This is a genomic window from Ensifer sp. R-19, assembly GCF_049905105.1.
In the GTDB taxonomy this organism is placed as follows: Bacteria; Pseudomonadota; Alphaproteobacteria; order Rhizobiales; family Rhizobiaceae; genus Ensifer.
The window spans coordinates 842,663-861,968 of sequence record NZ_CP184569.1 but is presented as its reverse complement, the minus strand read 5'-3'; the positions used below and the strand labels follow the sequence as shown (position 1 = coordinate 861,968).

24 protein-coding genes are annotated in these 19,306 nt (G+C 62.8%); 11 read left to right on the top strand and 13 right to left on the bottom strand.

Features of this window, described 5'->3' with window-relative positions:
- Window position 1 precedes the first annotated feature (1 nt).
- From ACN9MO_RS04105 to cysS, 5 genes are all read right to left on the bottom strand, one after another.
- Window positions 2-523 (bottom strand): GFA family protein, encoded by a 522-nt coding sequence (locus ACN9MO_RS04105; RefSeq protein WP_057252746.1) that lies wholly within the window; start codon window positions 521-523, stop codon window positions 2-4.
- Window positions 496-972, bottom strand: coding sequence for a GFA family protein (locus ACN9MO_RS04100; RefSeq protein WP_058320245.1), 477 nt, complete (start codon window positions 970-972; stop codon window positions 496-498). The genes ACN9MO_RS04105 and ACN9MO_RS04100 overlap by 28 nt, the downstream gene beginning before the upstream one ends.
- On the bottom strand, window positions 969-1,460 hold the full coding sequence (locus ACN9MO_RS04095; RefSeq protein WP_058320246.1) for a GFA family protein: 492 nt from the start codon (window positions 1,458-1,460) through the stop codon (window positions 969-971). The genes ACN9MO_RS04100 and ACN9MO_RS04095 overlap by 4 nt, the downstream gene beginning before the upstream one ends.
- A 12-nt stretch (window positions 1,461-1,472) precedes the next feature.
- The gene (locus ACN9MO_RS04090; protein ID WP_425986659.1) at window positions 1,473-1,853 is read right to left on the bottom strand and encodes a VOC family protein; all 381 of its coding nucleotides are present in this window, start codon (window positions 1,851-1,853) and stop codon (window positions 1,473-1,475) included.
- Between the two features lie 107 nt (window positions 1,854-1,960).
- Window positions 1,961-3,352 (bottom strand): cysteine--tRNA ligase, encoded by a 1,392-nt coding sequence (gene cysS / locus ACN9MO_RS04085; RefSeq protein WP_425986656.1) that lies wholly within the window; start codon window positions 3,350-3,352, stop codon window positions 1,961-1,963.
- A 413-nt stretch (window positions 3,353-3,765) separates the two neighbouring features.
- On the opposite strand from cysS, the gene ACN9MO_RS04080 reads away from it, so the two are divergent.
- A complete protein-coding gene (locus ACN9MO_RS04080) occupies window positions 3,766-3,909 on the top strand; it encodes a hypothetical protein (protein WP_176907119.1) in 144 nt (47 codons plus the stop codon).
- A gap of 3 nt (window positions 3,910-3,912) precedes the next feature.
- Here the strand turns inward: ACN9MO_RS04080 and ACN9MO_RS04075 are convergent, their stop codons facing one another.
- Window positions 3,913-4,686 (bottom strand): SOS response-associated peptidase, encoded by a 774-nt coding sequence (locus ACN9MO_RS04075; protein WP_112995424.1) that lies wholly within the window; start codon window positions 4,684-4,686, stop codon window positions 3,913-3,915.
- 60 nt (window positions 4,687-4,746) lie between these two features.
- Between ACN9MO_RS04075 and ACN9MO_RS04070 the strand changes: the two genes are divergently transcribed.
- The 9 genes from ACN9MO_RS04070 to ACN9MO_RS04030 all read left to right on the top strand — a co-directional run bounded on the left by ACN9MO_RS04070 (window position 4,747) and on the right by ACN9MO_RS04030 (window position 10,450).
- Window positions 4,747-5,208 (top strand): NUDIX domain-containing protein, encoded by a 462-nt coding sequence (locus tag ACN9MO_RS04070; protein ID WP_112995423.1) that lies wholly within the window; start codon window positions 4,747-4,749, stop codon window positions 5,206-5,208.
- Window positions 5,205-5,651: a TIGR02301 family protein gene (locus ACN9MO_RS04065; RefSeq protein ID WP_112995422.1), complete on the top strand. Its 447-nt coding sequence runs from the start codon at window positions 5,205-5,207 to the stop codon at window positions 5,649-5,651. Before ACN9MO_RS04070 ends, ACN9MO_RS04065 begins: the two co-directional genes overlap by 4 nt.
- Window positions 5,652-5,809: 158 nt before the next feature.
- Window positions 5,810-6,079 (top strand): hypothetical protein, encoded by a 270-nt coding sequence (locus ACN9MO_RS04060; protein WP_093232155.1) that lies wholly within the window; start codon window positions 5,810-5,812, stop codon window positions 6,077-6,079.
- Between the two features lie 15 nt (window positions 6,080-6,094).
- Window positions 6,095-6,886 carry a hypothetical protein gene (locus tag ACN9MO_RS04055; RefSeq protein ID WP_057252759.1) on the top strand — a complete coding sequence of 264 codons (792 nt, stop codon included), beginning with the start codon at window positions 6,095-6,097 and terminating at the stop codon, window positions 6,884-6,886.
- Between the two features lie 203 nt (window positions 6,887-7,089).
- Window positions 7,090-7,938 (top strand): YgfZ/GcvT domain-containing protein, encoded by an 849-nt coding sequence (locus tag ACN9MO_RS04050; protein WP_112995421.1) that lies wholly within the window; start codon window positions 7,090-7,092, stop codon window positions 7,936-7,938.
- A complete protein-coding gene (locus tag ACN9MO_RS04045) occupies window positions 7,935-8,543 on the top strand; it encodes a YfbR-like 5'-deoxynucleotidase (protein WP_057252762.1) in 609 nt (202 codons plus the stop codon). The genes ACN9MO_RS04050 and ACN9MO_RS04045 overlap by 4 nt, the downstream gene beginning before the upstream one ends.
- A gap of 1 nt (window position 8,544) precedes the next feature.
- Entirely contained in the window at window positions 8,545-9,084 is a 540-nt protein-coding gene (locus ACN9MO_RS04040) for a tyrosine phosphatase family protein (protein WP_057252763.1), read from the top strand.
- Window positions 9,026-10,054, top strand: coding sequence for an NUDIX hydrolase (locus ACN9MO_RS04035; protein ID WP_057252765.1), 1,029 nt, complete (start codon window positions 9,026-9,028; stop codon window positions 10,052-10,054). Before ACN9MO_RS04040 ends, ACN9MO_RS04035 begins: the two co-directional genes overlap by 59 nt.
- A gap of 150 nt (window positions 10,055-10,204) precedes the next feature.
- Complete coding sequence (locus tag ACN9MO_RS04030; RefSeq protein WP_058320251.1) at window positions 10,205-10,450, top strand: hypothetical protein; 246 nt, start codon at window positions 10,205-10,207, stop codon at window positions 10,448-10,450.
- Window positions 10,451-10,468: 18 nt separating this feature from the next.
- On the opposite strand, the gene nadC is transcribed toward ACN9MO_RS04030, so the two are convergent.
- The 5 genes from nadC to ACN9MO_RS04005 form a co-directional block, all read right to left on the bottom strand.
- Entirely contained in the window at window positions 10,469-11,374 is a 906-nt protein-coding gene (nadC, locus tag ACN9MO_RS04025; RefSeq protein ID WP_113132299.1) for a carboxylating nicotinate-nucleotide diphosphorylase, read from the bottom strand.
- A gap of 53 nt (window positions 11,375-11,427) precedes the next feature.
- Window positions 11,428-13,026: an L-aspartate oxidase gene (locus ACN9MO_RS04020; protein ID WP_110878153.1), complete on the bottom strand. Its 1,599-nt coding sequence runs from the start codon at window positions 13,024-13,026 to the stop codon at window positions 11,428-11,430.
- Window positions 13,027-13,136: 110 nt separating this feature from the next.
- On the bottom strand, window positions 13,137-14,216 hold the full coding sequence (gene nadA, locus ACN9MO_RS04015; protein WP_057252773.1) for a quinolinate synthase NadA: 1,080 nt from the start codon (window positions 14,214-14,216) through the stop codon (window positions 13,137-13,139).
- A gap of 171 nt (window positions 14,217-14,387) precedes the next feature.
- On the bottom strand, window positions 14,388-15,626 hold the full coding sequence (locus ACN9MO_RS04010; RefSeq protein WP_058320254.1) for an MFS transporter: 1,239 nt from the start codon (window positions 15,624-15,626) through the stop codon (window positions 14,388-14,390).
- Window positions 15,627-15,724: 98 nt separating this feature from the next.
- On the bottom strand, window positions 15,725-16,591 hold the full coding sequence (locus tag ACN9MO_RS04005; protein ID WP_112995420.1) for an AraC family transcriptional regulator: 867 nt from the start codon (window positions 16,589-16,591) through the stop codon (window positions 15,725-15,727).
- A 127-nt stretch (window positions 16,592-16,718) separates the two neighbouring features.
- Here ACN9MO_RS04005 and ACN9MO_RS04000 point away from each other — a divergent pair, with 127 nt between their 5' ends.
- A complete protein-coding gene (locus ACN9MO_RS04000; RefSeq protein ID WP_113132278.1) occupies window positions 16,719-17,651 on the top strand; it encodes a phytanoyl-CoA dioxygenase family protein in 933 nt (310 codons plus the stop codon).
- Window positions 17,652-17,713: 62 nt separating this feature from the next.
- Here the strand turns inward: ACN9MO_RS04000 and ACN9MO_RS03995 are convergent, their stop codons facing one another.
- Both ACN9MO_RS03995 and ACN9MO_RS03990 read right to left on the bottom strand, forming a co-directional pair.
- Entirely contained in the window at window positions 17,714-18,565 is an 852-nt protein-coding gene (locus ACN9MO_RS03995; RefSeq protein WP_113132298.1) for an MOSC domain-containing protein, read from the bottom strand.
- A gap of 80 nt (window positions 18,566-18,645) precedes the next feature.
- Window positions 18,646-19,302: an HD domain-containing protein gene (locus ACN9MO_RS03990; protein WP_057252781.1), complete on the bottom strand. Its 657-nt coding sequence runs from the start codon at window positions 19,300-19,302 to the stop codon at window positions 18,646-18,648.
- Window positions 19,303-19,306 lie beyond the last annotated feature (4 nt).

Here is a 19,306-nt window from a genome sequence, read left to right as displayed (position 1 = left end):
TTCAGTCTTTCGTCAGCGGCCAGTGCACGGTGTCGTAGTCCGGGTGCTGGCGGTTCGTTTCGAGTATGATCAGATGGCGGGTGGCGGACACCTCGCTGCCGTCATCCGTCTCTTTTTCGGGCAGTCTGGCGAGCCGCGAAAACCACAGCACACGAGACTCGACGCCGGCCTGATAGACGGGCAACACGTCATCCGGATCGTCGAGCGAACCGAGCGTGATATTGATGAAATCCGCATCCGGCATGTCATAGAACAGCGGCGTGCCGCAGTCGCTGCAGAAGCCGCGTCGAACCAGATGCGACGAGCGGAACCAGGACGGCTGGCCGCGGGTAATATCGAAACTGTCGCGCGCGACATTCGCCAGCGGCATGAAATAGTTGCCGGCCGCCTTCTGGCACATGCGGCAATGACAGATATGCGGATCCGCGAGCGTGCCTTCGGCCCGGTAGCGGACGGCGCCACACTGGCATCCACCGGTATAGATGCGGGCGATGGTCACCGGAATGCCCCCGAAGGGTGCCATTGCTCGGTCTCGTGATCCGGGTGCTGGAAGGAGATGATGCTCTCCTGCCGCGCATAGAAGTCCTGATCCTCCAGCACCGGCTGTTCGAAGATGGTATCGACCCAGGGCAGCCGCGACGCGTGATTGACCTGGATTTTCGGCGCGAGATCGGTGCGATCGTCAAACGTGCCGATCGCGATCTCGAGGCCGCCGGGGTGCCGGTAGGTCATCGGCGTGCCGCATTTCGGGCAGAAGCCGCGATCGATGTTGACCGAGGACTGAAAGTAGCTCGGCTCGTCCCGTACCCATTCGACGCCATCCTTCGGCGCCGTCACCAGCGCCGAGAAGAACGAGCCGAACTGCTTCTGGCACATGCGGCAATGGCAGATCGACGGACGGCCAAGCTGCCCCCGGATACGGAAACGGACTGCGCCGCATTGGCATCCGCCTGTTCGAACGTTTTCGCTCATCGACTTTCCTCCGGGGGCCAAGTTTCGGTGTCGTGGTCGGGATGCTGGTAGGAAACGAGATTGGTCAGAAATTCGATCGCGTCCGGATCTTCCATCGTATGAACGCCCGGCAGATCGGCCACGTGATCGACATAGGGCAGCTTGCCCTCGATGCCCCACTGGATGGTGGGCACGATGCCCTGCGGCTCGTCGAAGGTGGCGATGGCGAGCGCCATGCCATCCGGTGCCTCGTAGGTCAGCGGCGTGCCGCAATCGGCGCAGAAGCCGCGTCGCGCGGCGTTTGACGACTGAAAGCGCTTCGGCTCGCCGCGCGTCCAGGTCACATGGGCGCCGCGAACGGAAACCAAGGGCATATAGAAGTTGCCGCTCGCCTTCTGGCACATGCGGCAATGACAGACGGATGCGTCACCAAGTTTGCCCTCGACGCGGAAGCGGACCGCGCCGCACTGACAGCCTCCGGTATAATAGGGCCTGTTGTCGAGACTCATCGCAACCCCTCCTCAAGCCGGCGCGTGGCAGACGGCTTCGATGTTGTTGCCGTCGGGATCGAGTACGAAGGCGCCGTAGTAATCGGGGTGATAGTGCGGCCGAAGCCCGGGCTTGCCGTTGTCGCGCCCGCCGGCCGCCATCGCCGCCTCGTAGAAGGCATCGACTTCGGCGCGGCTTCTTGCCGAAAACGCATAGTGCCGTCCCGGACCGGTCGTCGCCTCGTGCAACCAGAAGACCGGCCGTTCGCGGCCATAGCCGCCAACCTTGACGCCGCCGGTATGTTCCACCGGCACCATCATCAGCAGCGAGGCGCCGAGCGGAGCGAAGGCCTTGTCGTAGAACGACCGCGCCCGGTCGAAATCCGAGACGGGAATGCCCGTGTGCTCGATCATCGCACGAACTCCTCTTTCATGCATGCTCTCCGCGTTTCCGCCGTTCCTGGAGGCATTGTCCGATCCCGCTCAAAGGGATCGGACAAAATTCGCCGCCGGGCTCGCGATCACCGTTTGATGTCCCAGGTCGTCACACGCTCGCCGGTTGCCGCATCCTTGCCATCCTTGAGCTGGATGCCCTGGGCGAGAAGATCGTCGCGGATCTTGTCGGCCTCGGCGAAGTTCTTCGCCTTCAGCAGTTCCAGGCGGGCGCGGACGCGGCCGTCGATGTCGCGTACCACGCCCTCGTCGAGTTCGACCGCCTCAGGCACAACGCCGATCAGCGCAGCACTGGCAGCGAAGGTGCCGAGCAGCTTCGGATCGGCCGCCGCCTTCTGGGCGAGCGCATGGAGCGCCTGAACCGCAACGACGGTGTTGAGGTCGTCGGCGAGCGCCGCCACGACGGCCGGATCGGCCTCACCCTTCGCCTCGCCCGGCACCGGCCATTTCGAAAGCAGGTGTTCGGCTTCCTCCAGCCGCTTCACCGAAAAATCGATCGGTTCGCGGTAATGCGTCATCAGCATGGCAAGCCTCAGCACGTCGCCCGGCCACTGGCGGCCGGCAAACTTCTCCGTGTGCAGCAATTCGTAGATCGTGACGAAGTTGCCCTCGGACTTCGACATCTTGCGGCCTTCGACCTGCAGGAAGCCGTTGTGCATCCAGACATTCGCCATCACTTGCGTGCCGTGGGCGCAACGGGACTGGGCGATCTCGTTTTCATGATGCGGGAAGATGAGGTCGAGCCCGCCGCCATGAATGTCGAAGACCTCGCCGAGATAACGTTTGCTCATCGCCGAGCACTCAATATGCCAGCCCGGACGGCCCCTGCCCCACGGACTGTCCCAGCCCGGCTCGTTGTCGGCCGAAAGCTTCCACAGCACGAAGTCGCCGGGATTTTTCTTGTGCACTTCCACGGCAATGCGGGCGCCGGCCTGCTGTTCGTCGAGATTGCGCTTTGAAAGCTGACCGTAGTCGGCCATCGACTTGGTATCGAACAGCACCTCGCCGCCCGCCTGATAGGCATGCGCCTTGGCAAGCAGCTTTTCGATGATTTCGATCATCTGCGCGATGTTGTCGGTCGCCCGCGGCTGCACGTCGGGATCGAGGCAGCCGAGCGATTTGGCGTCCGCCAGAAACTGCGTTTCGGTCTTCTCTGTCACCCGCCGGATCGCTTCATTGAGCGGCAGGGTCGGATAGTCGCGCAGCGCCCGCGCGTTGATCTTGTCGTCGACGTCGGTGATGTTGCGCGCATAGGTCACGTGCTCCGCGCCATAGACGTGGCGCAGCAGCCGGAAAAGCACATCGAAGACGATCACCGGCCGAGCATTGCCGATATGGGCATAATCATAGACCGTCGGGCCGCAGACATACATACGGACGTTGTCGGGATCGATCGGCCGGAACTCGACCTTCTCCCGCGTCAGCGTGTTGTACAGCTTTAGTGTCGGCGCTCTGCCCATTCCCAATCTCCATACGCATACGACCGTCGAAACACGGCGCCCGGGCGGCCCGCGCGTTTGTCATCTTGGATTTTAGGAGACGAAAACGGCCAGGCCAGCGGGACGCTAGCGAATAATCTTCCGGCAGATAATGCAGATAACCGTTTTCATAGGCTCACTTATCGCGCGTCGCCTGTGCTCGGTCAAGAGGTCAGCCGCATGCAAGCACAGTAAGCAATCGAAACAGAATCGGCGGCCATGGATTTGTCATGATTAGGCTTATCTGAGAGCGCCACGCGGAAAACAGATTCGCGGTGTAGTTGGTTCTGCACCACGGTTCCTGTCTCCGGAGAACAGGGAGGAGCGTCGTTTTCGCGCTGAATGACGAGAACGGCATGTATCCGGTTCAGGTAAGCATCAAGGAGTGAGTGCAAGTGAAAGCCGCAAAGACCAAAGACGTCGCCAAATCCGCAAATCTCATCGAACAGTACCGCCCGCTCGGCCTGAAGGCCGTACTCGCCGCCGCGCTGCAGGCAAAGGTGAAGCCTGCGACCAAGCTGACCAAGCGGCCCGCCTGACCCTCAGAAGAGGGACATCTGTGCGTTAGCGGGTTTGGCCGGTTTGCTCTCGGGTCGAGCGTCCGACGCGACATTGGGCGTCACCGCCTCCTGAATGTCAGGGCCGGCATTGGCAACCTTGTTGACTTTGTCGGAAACGGGGATCGCCTCGAAGTAATCCTCCGCCACCGGGCCGAAGAGATCGACAACCTCGCGCGGCTCCTGCGTCTTGCAGTCCAGCCAGCGGGTGAAATCCTCGGGCTTAATGACGACGGGCATACGGTCGTGGATCTGCCGGATCGAGGCATTGGCCGCCGTCGTCAGGATGGCGGCGGTGTCGACTTCCGAGCCATCGGCCGACGACCAGGTCTCCATCAGGCCGGCGAAGGCAACGATCCCGCCCTTGCGCGGGCGCACCCAATAGGCTTGCGACGGCTCGCGGCTGCCTTTCGGTGGCCGTCGCCATTCATAAAAGCCGGAGGCCGGCACAAGCACGCGCCGGTGTCGCATGGCCGCCCGGAACGAGGCCTTTTCGATAGCCGATTCGGCGCGGGCATTGATCAGCAGCGGAAAGTCACGCGGGTCCTTGACCCACCCGGGCATGAACCCCCAGCGCACGAGGACCGCCTTGCGCTCTGGAAGATTGCTGCCGGGCTGAGCCCGTTCGCCGGCAACGACGACCATGATCGGCTGGGTGGGCGAGATGTTGAAGCGCGCCGGAAAGTCTTCGCTTTCCAGCAGCGCAAATAATTCCATCAATTCTTCCGGCGTCGCCGTCAACGCAAAACGTCCGCACATGACACGGATGTGGCACTTCACGTAGGATGGGTCAACGTTACTGAGGCAATTTGATTCCCGATGTCGACCCAGCCTGAACTCGCCTCCTCCGTCATTCTCGAACGCGACGGCCGCTACCTGCTCGTGAGGCGGGCCAACCCGCCGTCGGCCGACATGTACGCCTTTCCCGGTGGACGGGCGGAGCCCGGAGAGACGCCGGCTGAAACTGCGCTTCGCGAGTTGTTGGAAGAGACCGGCATAGAGGCCCGCAATCCCGTGCTGTTCGAAACCTACGACCTGCCCGGCAAGGAATCGGAAGGACGGCATTTCCTGCTTTCTGTCTTCAGAGCCGAGGCGGGTGGCGACGCGGTAGCCGTTGCCAGCGACGACGCCGCCGGTCTTGGCTGGTTCACGCCGGCCGAAATCTTTGCCTTGCCAATCCCGGACAGCGTGCGCGAATGCGTGGAAAGGCTTGCGGAGATCGACACGGAATCCGGCCGCGGCCTTGAAACCGCCGTCAATTCCGGCTTGGTGAAGCCATGATCACTGCCCCGATGCTTGCGCGGCTCGCCCTGGCCGGCCTCGCGCTGACAGCCGCCACCGGTGCGGCGGCGCAAAAAACGCCGGCAAAAGAGACGGCAACCACCGAGGCTGCTGCCCCTGCCGTCGTGGAGGAGAAACCCACACCATACGACCAGAGGTTGATCCGGCTTTCCGAAATCATCGGCTCCGTTCACTATCTCAGGAACCTTTGCGTCAAGGAGCCGGAGGATGTCTGGCGTCGTTCGATGCAGGAACTGATCGACAAGGAAACGGCCGACGAGATCAAACGACGCGAAAGGATGACCGCCGCCTTCAACCGTGGGTATCGCACCTTTGCCTCTGTTTATACGACCTGCACGGGACCGGCGATCGTCGCCGAGCAGCGATACCGTGCCGAAGGCGCAACACTTGCGTCAGAAATCGTCGCCCGCTTTGGAAATTAGCAATAAATTAACCTCTTTTCTCACGACCCCGTGTCGTTTCGGGAAAAGGCTGCTAAGTTCGTTAAGAGAGTGGTAAGAAGTGGCGAGTCCGTCACAGCCGTTCAGTTGGAGTTCAGCCGGACGGCCAAAGAATGAACCGCTTGCACAATGGAAGTCGCATGGAACGAATGATGGAACCAAGCCTGACCGACATCGATGACATGATCGTCCACGAGAAAATGCAGGCTGCGCTGGAACACCAGAGCGAGGCCTGGGCGGATGGCATGGCTGATGGTATCGAGCCGGAAATCATCGCCGATGCGGCCATCGCGCTCGCCATGCGGGAAACCGTTCGGCTTCATGGCGAAGACGGTGCAGAAGCGATGCTCAATTCGCTTCGCGAACGCGTCCTCGCCGGCGAATTTTCGCCCCAGCGCACGCTTCAGTAATATCAGGACTGCCCGATGATTCGGAATCTTGCAAACCGGACCCTTCCGGTTCGCCTCGCCACGCTGCTTTTGGCCGGTGTCGCCTTGAGCACCCCGGCAGCGTTCTCCCCGGCCTTTGCTCTCAGCGAATTGCAGGGCGCGCCGCAACCCGTTCCCACCGAACAGCCCGCTACCGGCGACCAGAAGGCGGCGCCGCCTGTGGCCGAACCTGTCGCGGAGGAGCCGGAAGAAGAAGAGAAGCTTCCGCTCGAAATCCCGATGCCCGATCCGCTGATCAACAAGTCAGCGACGGCCACCAAGGACGAGGCCCCCGCGGCCGAAGAGCCTGAGACGGCCGGGCCTGTCGAGGTTCTGACAGACGTTTCCAAGATTCCGGCGCCTGTTGCCCGGATGCGTGAACTGATCGTCGAAGCGGCGGCTTCCGGCGATATCGAGCGCCTGCGCCCGTTGCTCGGCAAGGGCCCGACCCAAACCCAGGTCACCGGCGTCACCGGCGACGAGGACCCGGTCGCGATTCTCAAGGGACTTTCGGGCGATCAAGAGGGTGTCGAAATCCTGGCAATCCTGCTCGACGTTCTATCGACCGGTTTCGTGCTGGTGGACAAGGGCACGCCGCAGGAGGCCTATGTCTGGCCCTATTTCGCCGAGAAGAAGCTCTCGACGCTCACGGCACCGGAAAAGGTCGATCTGTTCCGCCTGGTCACCGCAGGGGACTTTGCAGACATGGAAGAGTTCGGCAGCTACAACTTCTACCGCGTCGGCATCATGCCGGACGGAAAGTGGAAATTCTTCATCGCCGGCGACTGACCGCGGGCGACCGAGCTTGCCGATCCTCTCCGAACATCCTACCTCTTCGCCAAGAGATCACGATGGTACCAGGTCGAGTCGACCCGGATCGCGACGTGATCGGTGTTTGTTGTACGCATTTCCGGACGCAAAACCGCTACGTACTTTTGCTGGAAATGCTCTAGGTTAGAGCGGGTTCCCACCCGCCGAGCAGGATTCGAACGATGCCCAGAGTTCGCCTCGACGACCGCGCGATTGTCGCCGTCTCCGGCAAGGACGCCGAAGATCTCCTCCAGGGATTGATCACCACCGACCTCGATGCGCTGGCGCCCGATGAATCGCGTCCCGGCGCCTTGCTGGCGCCGCAGGGCAAGATTCTGTTCGACTTCATGATCTCCCGTGATGGCGACTGCCTTAGGCTGGAGACCGCGCGCGACCAGGCGGAAGCACTGCTGAAGCGGCTGACGATGTACAAGCTTCGCTCGGCGGTCGACCTTTCGATCGATGCGTCCGCCGCCGTCACCGTGATATTTGACGAGGCCCCGCCTGAGGGGGCTTATCGGGATCACCGCTTCGAGAAAGCCGGCGTCGCACTCTTCCGCGCCTATGGCGAAGCAGCCGGCGACACGGCCGGCGTCGAAGAACTCGAGCGGATTCGCATCGCAGCGGGCGTCGCGAGTGCCGGCACTGATTATGCGGTGCAAGATGCTTTTCCGCATGATGTTCTCCTCGACAAGAACGGCGGCCTTTCCTTCAAGAAGGGATGCTACGTCGGCCAGGAAGTGGTGTCGCGGATGCAGCACCGCGGCATGCCGCGCCGCCGGGTCGTGATCGTCTCTGCGCAGACCGCGCTTCCCCCGACGGGAACGACGATTACTGCGAACGATAAGTCCATCGGCACGCTGGGTACGGTTCAAGGCAAGTCGGCACTCGCGATCGTGCGCATCGACAAGGCGGGAGAAGCCATGGCGAACGATGTTCAGTTGCTTGCCGGTGACGTACCGGTGACCATGGTCCTGCCCGAATGGACCGGGCTCACCTTCCCGACGAGCGCCGACGAGGCAAGCGCGTGACGTCGACCCGCGCCTGGCAACGCATGCTCTCCGGCCGCCGGCTGGACCTGCTCGATCCGTCGCCGCTCGACGTGGAGATCGGCGACATCGCCCATGGGCTCGCGCGCGTTGCCCGCTGGAACGGCCAGACGGCCGGCGACCACGCCTTCTCGGTGGCGCAGCACAGCCTGATGGTCGAGGACATCTTTCGCCGCAGCAACAAATGCAGCACCGACGACTGCCTGCTGGCACTGCTGCATGACGCGCCGGAATATGTGATCGGTGACATGATCTCGCCGTTCAAGGCGGTGGTCGGCGGCGGCTACAAGTCGGTGGAAAAGCGGCTGGAAAGCGCCATTCACCTTCGCTTCGGCCTGCCGGCGCAATGCTCCAAGGAATTGAAGGATCGGATCAAGAAGGCCGACCACGTCGCCGCCTATTTCGAAGCGACCGTGCTTGCCGGCTTCTCGGTCGAAGAGGCGCGCAAGTTCTTCGGCCAGCCACGCGGCATTACCCGCGAAACGCTGCTGATCGATCCCTTGCCGGCCGTCGAAGCGCAGCGGCTGTTCACGGAACGGTTCCAGGTTCTGGAAGCAGAGCGCCTGCCCGCACGCGCGGAAATCTGACATGCCGGAGATCGTCGTATCGCCGCTCGCCCGCATCGCCGAAATGGCCGTTCGCCATGGCTGCACCGAGATGATCAGCCTTGTCGCCAAGGGCCAGGACTTTCATCGCCCCGGGGTCATCGCCAAGGCGCGGCACCTGACGCTCGGCATGAACGACATCACCTTTGCCGGCACCGGTGACCTCATCGCGCCGCAGGAAGAGCATGTCCGGCAGATCGTCGCCTTTGCGCGCGAATGGGATCGCGCGCGGCCGCTGCTCGTCCATTGCTGGATGGGCGTTTCGCGTTCGCCGGCAGCGGCGCTTATCGCAGCTCTTGCCGCCGAGCCGGACCAGGACGACGCAGAATTGGTTCAGCGCCTGCGGCGCGCCTCGCCCTTCGCAACGCCAAACAGCCGGCTTATCGAGATCGGTGATACGGTGCTCCAGCGTAACGGGCGGCTCATGGCCGCCGTGCGCGGGATCGGCCGAGGTGCGGACACCGATGGTAACGCACCCTTTGTCCTGCCGCTCCTTGCCGAGGGGGCAGCCGTTGCCGACTGAAACGCAGCCGACGACGGTCGAAATCGGCCTCAATGCGGCGATCGTCGCCGTCGTCCAGCGCAGTCCTCGGATCCTTGCCGTCAGCGAAACCGACGGCGACGCGCGAGACAGCCTGCCCTTCGGCCCCTTTGATCCGGCGCTGCATCGGACCTTTGAGACGAGCCTGCGCGATCGCGTCGAAAAGCGCACGGCGCTGAAACTCGGCTATATCGAACAACTCTACACCTTCGGTGATCGCGGCCGGCAGCGGCTTCCGGGCGAAGAAGGCAAACACATGGTCTCGGTCGGTTATCTGGCACTGACCAGGACCGATGCCGAAAACACCGAGCGGCTCGCCGAAGCCGGCGCGCACTGGCGCGACTGGTACGGCTATCTGCCTTGGGAAGACTGGCGGCAGGGCCGCCCACCGGTCCTCGATCAGGCGATCCTGCCGGGGCTTGCCCGCTGGGAGACTGGCGCCACCGGCGAAGAACAGGCCGCCCGGATCGCCCGCCGCCGGGCGCGCATTCGCCTGGCATTTGGTCTCGACGATTTTCCCTGGGACGAGGAGCGTGTGCTGGAGCGTTACGAGCTGCTCTACGAGGCCGGGCTCGTGCCCGAAGCTGTGCTCGACGGCCACGGCAACGGCCACGACGTTCTGACCGTCGGGCAGGCGATGCGCCATGACCATCGCCGCATCGTCGCGACAGCGATCGCGAGGTTGCGCGGCAAGCTCAAATATCGCCCTGTCGTCTTCGAACTGATGCCGCCGGAGTTCACGCTGACCGACCTGCAGGCGACCGTCGAAGCAATCTCCGGCCGCCACCTGCACAAGCAGAATTTCCGCCGCCTCGTCGAGGGCGCGGAGCTGGTGGAACCGACAGGCATGACACTGTCTTCGACCGGTGGGCGCCCGGCCGCCCTCTTCCGCTTCCGCCGCCAGATCCTCGATGAGCGCCCTGCCCCGGGCCTCAAGGTCGGCGGGCGATGATCGCAGTCAATAATCCCTGAAAAGCGGACCTGCGTCTAAAAACATCCCGAGACGCCACCTACATTGCTGGATCATGATATGATTGGTGCAGCGGGTGGAGACGGAACTCTCCTATGCCCGCCACCTGACGTTTAAGACCGAGGTAAGCCCATGCTGCTCGCACTGACCCTGCTGACGTCGCTGCTCGGAACCTCGCCCCAGTCGGGTATCGACGAGAAGCCGAAGATGCCCGACTACTTCAAGAACCAGCAGGGCGGCGGCATGCAGCCTCAGACCACGATCTGCAATCTCAACAGCCAGGATTCGAACGGGCAGTTCAAGACCTGCCGCTACGATTGCGGCACGCAGATCACCGTCGGCGAGCGCTTCGCCTGCCCGTTCATCATGCAGCGATAACGCTGGTTGAACTGCTCGTTACCGGTTGATCACCACATCGAGGCCAATGTCGAGCGTTGGAGCGGCCATGGTGATCTTTGAAGTCGAGATGTAGTCGATGCCGCTTTCGGCAATCGCGCGCACAGTATCGATCTTGACGTTGCCGGAGGCCTCGAGCCGGGTGCGGCGGGCGTCGAGCGCGTAGGCGTCGGTGGAGAGCTGCCAGAATGCCTGGTTGACGGCGACGGCTTCGCGCAGCAGCTCCGGCCCCATATTGTCGAGTAGGATGACGTCGGGCTGGGCGGTCAGCGCCTCGCGCATCTGATCGAGACCATCGACCTCGACCTCGATCTTGACGAGATGGCCGCAATAGGCCCGCGCCGCGTGGATGGAGCTGGCGACACCGCCGGAAACGGCAATGTGGTTATCCTTGATCAACACCGCGTCGTCGAGCCCGTAGCGGTGGTTGGAGCCACCGCCGAGACGCACGGCAAATTTCTCGAGTGCGCGCAGCCCCGGGATGGTCTTGCGGGTACAGCAAACCTTCGCACGCGTATGGGCGATCTCGTCGGCGAATTTCGCCGTATAGGTGGCAATACCCGAGAGATGCATAAGGAAATTCAGGCCCACCCGCTCGGCGGACAGCAACCCGCGGGCACGGCCGGAGATGCGGGCGATCGCCGTGCCCGGCGCCACCCGGTCCCCATCCGCCACCAACGCCTCGAAACCGATCGACGGGTCGACCAGACGGAAGGCGGCGCGGGCCAGATCAAGCCCGGCAACGACGCCCGCGTCGCGGACGTTCATGCCGGCCGTTGCCGTCAGCTCCGGTCCGATCGTCGACAGCGTGGTAATGTCGCCGGCGCGGCCGAGATCCTCAAGCAGTGCGGCGCGCACCTGGTCCTCGATCATCAGTGCGGGCAGTTCGGGGAGGAGGGCTGCGATCATTTGCTGGCGGTCCTTGAGGTTCAGTCACATGCGAGTGGCGGAGTGCCGGATCACGCCGGTTCCGTTTCAGCCAATTCCTTTGAAAGGCGATTGGCTTCGGCGAGCGTCAGGTAGGTGCGTCGGCGCCATTCCGGACGCTCCGCCGGGCAATCGGCGCGGAAGTGGCCGCCGCGGCTTTCCGTGCGGCGTAGCGCACCGACGGTTATCAGCTTGGCTGTCGTGATGATGTTGGTGAAGCGCATGCGCGAATTTTCGCGCTCGAGCCGCTCGATCTCTCGGATTGCCTTCAGCAGGCTCTCGCGGGTGCGGATCACACCGACGCAATCGCTCATCACCTGGCGCAGAACCTTGAGCTGCGGGCTATCCTCGACGGTCACCGGATCGTCATTCTCGCCGGCATTGTCGCCCCACTCGGTGAGTTGCGGCGTCGGCAGCGTGCCCTTGATGTTTTCGGCGATACGGGCCGCAAAGACGACCGCTTCGAGCAGCGAGTTGGAGGCAAGGCGGTTGGCGCCATGCACGCCTGTCGAGGTGACTTCGCCGGCGGCCCAGAGGCCATCGATCGAGGTGCGGCCCTCCGCGTCCGTCAGCACGCCGCCCATATGGTAGTGGACCGCGGGCACGACAGGGATCGGCTGGGTCACCGGATCGATGCCGGCCGCGATGCAGGAGGCATAGACCGTCGGGAACATGTCGGGGAAGTGCTTGCCCACCGCCTTGGTGCAATCGAGGAAGGCACCGCGCCCCGCCTGGACTTCGGCAAAGACCCCGCGCGAAACGATGTCGCGCGGCGCAAGCTCGCCGTCCGGGTGAATGTCGAGCATGAAGCGATGGCCCGCCGCATTCAGGAGATAGGCACCGTCGCCGCGCAGCGCCTCGGTCGCCAGCGGCGCCGGATCCTTGCCGATATTGATCGCGGTCGGATGGAACTGCACGAACTCCGGATCGGCGATGATCGCGCCGGCGCGCGCTGCCATGCCGACCCCCTGCCCGCAGGCTTCCCAAGGGTTGGTGGTGACCGCATAGAGATGGCCGACGCCGCCGGAGCAAAGTACGACGGCACGCGCCGGGAACGAGACGCGCTTCTTCGACTGCCCGGCATCCGGCCGCGCGATGACGCCGGAGATGAACCGGCCCTCGCGAACCAGTTCCTCCACGACGTAACCCTCGATCACGCGGATCGACGGCGTCTTGCGCACCGCGGCAATCAACGCTTCCATGATCGCCTTGCCGGCCATGTCACCCTTGACCCGGACAATGCGCCGCTCGGAATGCGCCGCCTCGCGCGACAACAGCAGCTTGCCTTCGAGGTCGCGATCGAAGGGCACGCCATATTCCAGAAGATCGTGAATGCGCGCCGGGCCTTCGGCGACCATCATGCGCGTCATCTTCTCGTCGACGATGCCGGCGCCGGCGGCGAGCGTGTCGGCAACGTGTTTCTCGAAGGTATCGCCCGGGCTCATGGCCGCGGCGATGCCCCCTTGAGCCCAGGCCGACGAGGCGCCGTGGCCGATGGGCGCGGCAGCCAGGATCGTCACCGGCCTCGGGCTCAGCTTCAGCGCGCAGAAAAGGCCGGCCAGGCCGCCGCCGACGATGACGATGTCGTCAATCCCGTTGAAGGATTGCGGGCGGAAGTGGTCGGTCAGCATGTTTCATTCTCCTCCAATGCGCATGCAGAGTTTCTATATTCTACAGCGACCTTTGCGCGCCTTATAAGGCGCGCGGCGCTGTAGGCCGGGCGAACCGCCAGGCGGAATTGCTACTGCTTGAGGTTCACCATGCGTTCGACCGCAAGGCGGGCGCGGGCGGCGATCGCCGGATCGACGAGAACCTCCTCCGTCATGTTGAGCAGGCTGTCGAGGATCTTCGGCAGCGTGATGCGCTTCATGTGCGGACAGAGGTTGCAGGGCTTGACGAACTCGACGCCCTCGATCTCGGCCTGGATGTTCGACGCCATCGAGCATTCGGTGACGAGCAGGACCTTCGACGGGCGGTTGTCCTTGACATAGTTGATCATGCCCGACGTCGAACCGGCGAAATCGCAAACGGCGATCACATCCGGGTGGCATTCCGGATGGCCGATGATCTCGATGCCCGGATTGGCTTCCTTGTAAGCGAGCAGCTCGGCAGCGGTGAAGCGCTCATGCACTTCGCAGTGGCCCTTCCAGGTCAGGATCTTCTTGTTGGTCTGGCGCGCGACATTCATCGCCAGATATTCGTCGGGGATGCAGAGCACCGTGTCGGATTCCAGGCTCTCGACGACGTCAAGCACGTTGGACGAGGTGCAGCAGATATCGGTCTCGGCCTTCACGTCGGCGGAGGTGTTGACGTAGGTGACGACAGGAACGCCGGGGTAACGCTGCTTCAGAAGGCGCACATCGGCGCCGGTGATCGATTCCGACAAGGAGCAGCCGGCTTTACCGTCCGGGATCAGAACCGTCTTTTCCGGGCTCAACAGCTTCGACGTTTCGGCCATGAAGTGCACGCCGCACTGGATGATGATCTCGGCATCGACTTTGCTGGCGTCACGGGCAAGCTGCAGCGAGTCGCCGACGATATCGGCGACGCAGTGGAAGATGTCGGGCGTCTGATAGTTATGCGCGAGGATGACGGCATTGCGCTCCTTCTTCAGCCGGTTGATGGCGTGCACATAGGGCGCATAGACCGGCCACTCGATCGCCGGGATAAAGTCCTTCACCTTCTCGTAGAGATGTTCCGTCTCGCGTGCGACCGCTGGCGTGAAGGCAAGTTCGGGTCTTTCGATGACACCAAAGCGCTGGGCAGCGCTGACAAGAACCGGGTTCGCCACCGCCTCTTTGCGGGAAACAACGCGCGTCATCGAGATCTCCTCTCCGCCCTCTTCCCGGGCAGCTTTTTCAATTATGCTCAATCTGAGCATAATTGAACCAAAACAAAAGCGGCAAAGCCGCATGGGTTGATTTAGAAAGTTTTGTGACAGAATTCAAGAATGGAGCGCTGTTTTTCGCAGCGCCCCATTTTGCACATGCGGTCAGGCCATCGCCGGCCGCACCACGCTCTTCTCCTCGATCGGCCAATGGACGATCGCCGCGAAGATACCGAGCACCACGCCGAGCCACCACACCGGATCGTAGGAACCGAAGTGGTCGTAGAGGTAACCGCCCATCCATACACCCAGGAACGAACCCACCTGGTGCGAGAGGAAAACGATGCCGCCGAGCAGACCCAGATGCCGCGTGCCGAACATGATCGCGACCAGCGCGTTGGTCGGCGGCACGGTCGAAAGCCAGAGCAGGCCCATGACGATCGCGAAGATGACGACGGAGACCGGCGTCTGCGGCAGCAGCAGGAAGGCGGTCACCGCCACCGAGCGGGCGATATAGATCAGCGCCAGAAAGTAGGGCTTCGAGTAGTGCTGGGCGATGAAACCCGCAGACAGCGAGCCGATGATGTTGAAGAAGCCGATCAGCGCCAGCGCGATCACCGCATAGCGCGCGTCGATGCCGATATCGCCGATATAGGCCGGAAAATGCGCAGTGATGAAGGCGACCTGATAGCCACAGACGAAGAAACCGGAGACGAGAAGCAAGTAGCTCTTGTGGCCAAGCGCCTCCTTCAGCGCCTCGCCGATCGACTGCTTGTATTGCGCCTCGCTCTGGCGACCGGAGGAGGCATTGCCACGCAGTGGAATCGCGAAGAACGGCACCAGCAGCATGAGGACGCCGAGATAGACGAGGCTGTCCGACCAGCCATAGGCGGAGATCAGCCCCTGGCTCAACGGCGCGAACAGGAACATACCGGCAGAGCCCGCCGCCGTGCAGATGCCGAAGGCGAGCGACCGCTGATGCGGCGTGACGTTGCGGGCAAAGGCCGACAGGAGAATGCCGAAGGAGCCGGAGCCGACCGCCATGCCGACGAGCACGCCGCCACCGATATGCAGCCAGATCGGCGCATTGGCAAAGGCCATGATGATGAGGCCCGCAGCATAGAGAAGGCCAGACATGGCAAGCACCCGCCAAGTGCCGAACCGGTCGGCGATCGCGCCGAAGAACGGCTGGCTCAAGCCCCAGCAGAGGTTTTGCAAGGCCATGGCGAGGCCGAAAGTCGTCCGATCCCAGCGGGTGTCGGCGAGCATCGGCAACTGGAAGAAGCCCATCGCCGAGCGCGGGCCGAAGGTGAGCATCGCAACGACCGAACCAGCCGCGATGATCAGCCAGGGCATCTCCTGACGAGCATGGGACGGCGCGGATGCTCCGGAAACAGCGGACATGAAATATCTCCGATTGATGGACCGGCATCCTAGGCGGCGGCTAAAACAGATAAAAGCCAATTATATTGACGCCGCGATCACCGGAATTGATGCCTGAGTTACGCAGCGCTTCGGAATCGGTTGCGGAACTCCCTGGGCGTCATGACCTTGGCCGCCTTGAACTGCCGATTGAAGTTGGCGATCGAGCGATAGCCCACGGCTTCGGCGATGTGGGCGATCGATCGTCCAGAGCCGCTGAGGAGCGCGCAGGCTTCGCCGATCCTCAACCGCATCAGATACTCCGAGACCGGCATGTTGAGGTGGCGCAGGAACAGGCGATGCAAACCGGAAAGGCTGAGGGCGGCAAGGTCGGCGAGTTCCTCCATCGATGGGTTCTCGGCGTAGTGCAGATGGATATGGTCGAGCACACGGTCGAGGCGACCACGATCGACCGATCGGCCCGATGGCGTGACGACACGGCTGGACAACGGCGCCACCTGTTGCTCACGCGCCAGGATTGTCAGCAGAGAGAGGACATCCGGCAGCCGTTCCTCCGGCGCCAGCCTGCGCAACCCTTCAAACAGCGGCCTGACACGGGCGGCAACTTCCGGAGTGAACTGCAAGCCCGGGGCGGATCGCTCGAACATCGCCTTGACACCGGTGAGCTCGACAAAGCCGTCGTCCAGACGTTCCACCCATTCCGGATGAAACCAGAGCACCAGCGCCACGTGCGGTTCGGCACCGTCAATCTTACCCGACGAGTGCCAGGTGTGCGGCAGGTTGGAACCGACGAGCACGAGATCGCCGTCGTCATAGGCGCCGATATGGTCGCCGATGAAGCGCTGGCCGCGCGAGTTGAGCGTCAACGTCAGTTCGAACTCCGGATGATGGTGCCATTGGAACGGAATGGAATCGTCGAGGCGGCGGTCGAGCAGGATCGACGAAGCATTGGTCGCCCGCGGTATTTTCTGCAAAACAGGCTTCATGTTGCATGCCTTCGCCTCACGATGCCAGAATAGTATCAATTTTGGCATGCTTCGTGCAACATGGCCTCGACCAGAAGGCTAGGCTTTCTCCATCGACCAATCGAACATTCAAGGCGAGGAGACATTCATGCAGGCGCTCAGAGACAGCCACCCCACGGCTGCCAATCTCGAGGTACAACTGAAGGACATCAAGAAGCGGCTGCCGCTGCGCGTGCTTTCGGAAACGGACTGGCAGCATTGGGTCAGCAAGGGCTACGTCATCGTGAGACAGGCGGTGCCGCCGGCCAATGTCGAGCGCCTCGTCGATCTGCTCTGGCGCTTCGACGAGAAGGATCCGAGCGATCCTTCGACCTGGTATGCGCCGCAGCGGCGCGAGCACAAGATGAAGGAACTCAACAACACCGGCATGCTGGAGATCTACAATCACCAGTATCTCTGGGACAACCGGCAGGAGCCGCGCATCTACGGCGCCTTCGTCGACATCTGGGATCGCGAGGATCTGTGGGTGACGATTGACCGCGCCAACCTCAATCCGCCGAAGAAGGTGAAGGGTAATCCTGACGGATTCATCCATTGGGATGTCGACACCTCGATCCGGCCTCTGCCGATCGGCGTTCAGGGCGTGCTGAGCCTGAAGAAACAGGACGGCGACGTCGGCGGCTTCCAATGCGTGCCGGAACTCTTCCAAAACTTCGAAAGCTGGGAGAAGACGCAAGCTGCCGACCGCGACCCGATGCACCCCGACATGGCCGGTCTCTCGACTGTTAACATCGAGATGGAGGCGGGCGACCTGATGATTTTCAACAGCCTGCTCGCCCATGGTGTGCGCCCCAACCACTCCGACGACCGTGTGCGGATGGCGCAATATATCTCGATGCATCCGGCGGAATGGGACAATGTCGCCGAGCGCGAGGAACGGGTGCGGCTGTGGCGGGAACTCGACCACCCCAAGCGTGACGCCTTTCCCGGCGACCCGCGCCAATGGGAAAAGCTCAATGCCTCCCCCGCCAGCCTCTCGGATCTCGGCGCCAAGCTTCTCGGAATCACGCCCTGGGCGTGATGCGGCCCGGAGCAATTCCGAGAAGAATGTGAAACGGCTTTCCGTCCGGAGTTGCGTCCGATTTAAGCCGAAGCACGCACCTTCATCGGCCAGCGTTCACCGCGCCGGCCGGTGACCTTGACCTCATCGCCAAGCTTGAGGGTGCCTTCGCTGCGCGGCACCGCGTTCCAGCCGAAGAGCACGCCGGGCACGCGCCGATCGGAGGACATGCGCTTTTCGGCCAGTCCCTGGATCGGGTTGCCGCCAATACGCTCGCCGGTGATCTGATCCTGTGTCGTCATGATGCAGCGGGCGCAGGGCTTGACGAGATCGAACCGAATGCCGCCGATCTCGACGCTTTCCCAGAAATCCTCATCCCAGACGTCGTCGCAATCGACGAGGATGTTGGTGCGGAACCGGTCCATGCCGACGGGCTCCTGGCCCTTTTCGGCGAGGGTCCGGTTGAGATCGGCGAGCGAGCCGGTCGTCGTGATCAGGACCGGGAACCCATCGGCAAAGCCGACAGGCGCTGCGGTGCCGGCCCACTCGGCACCGACAAAGCGCTCGGCCGAGGCGTCCATGTGGGCAAGCTTGACCGGGCGGCCGAACCATGCGGACAGCGTCTCATCCGCCGTATCGTCGGAAACGGCGGCATCGACTTCACTGCCCCAGACCTGGACGTTCAGCCGGCGATCCGGATCAAAGCGTACCGAGGTTTCCCGGTCGCCCATCCTAAGATGCACACCGCCATCGATGTGGCTGGCTTCGACCTTCGCCAGCGCCTGCAATTCGCGCTGGGTGATGAAGCGCCCGTCCGGCTCGATCAGCATGAAGCGCCGGTCGCCCTCGACGCCATCGAGGTTGACGGTAACCGTCTCACGGGCGATGGCGCGGCCGCTTTTCAGCGGATGAATGTTGAGACCGGTCACCTTCATGGACAATTCCTTCATGTTCAAAAATAGATTCAAGCGCCTGACGATCCGATTCACGGGATAGCGGCAATATCTTGAAAGAATTAGATTTCATCGAGCATCATGGCAAGCACGTCGCGCAGGCGCTCCTCGCGCTCCGCCGCCAATCGGCGGCCAGCTTCGGTCTTGAAGCCATCGGCCAACCGGAACAGCTTGGTCTCGAAATGATCGATGGCGAACGCCTTGTCATCGAGTTCCCTTGCCTCCGCCAGCGGATCGAGCGGGTCATAGAGACCGCTGCCCATGCGCCCGGCGATATAGAAGCAGCGGGCGGCGCCGACCATACCGATCGCATCCAGCCGGTCGGCATCCTGAAGAATCCTCGCCTCCAGCGTCTCCGGTGCAATGTTGGCGGAGAAGCTGTGGGTCAGGATGGCGTGCGCCACGGCGCCGGTCTCTCCCGTACCCCAGCCGAGTTCCTGCAGAATGCCGGTCGCCTTCTCCGCCGCCAGACGTGATGCCTGGGTGCGCAAGGGCGAGTTCTTCTCGACCGAGACGCAATCATGGAGCAGGACGGCGGCGGCGAGCGAACGCGTATCGCCGCCCTCCTCCGCGTGGATGCGCGCAGCATTCTTCCAGACGCGGATCAGATGCGCGGCATCATGCGAGCCGTCATCGGCGGCAAAGGCATGCGGCAGCAGCACCGCGGCGAGATCCTCATGCGGCGCGAAGGCTGCCGCCAGTTTCGAAATATGTGTCATGACG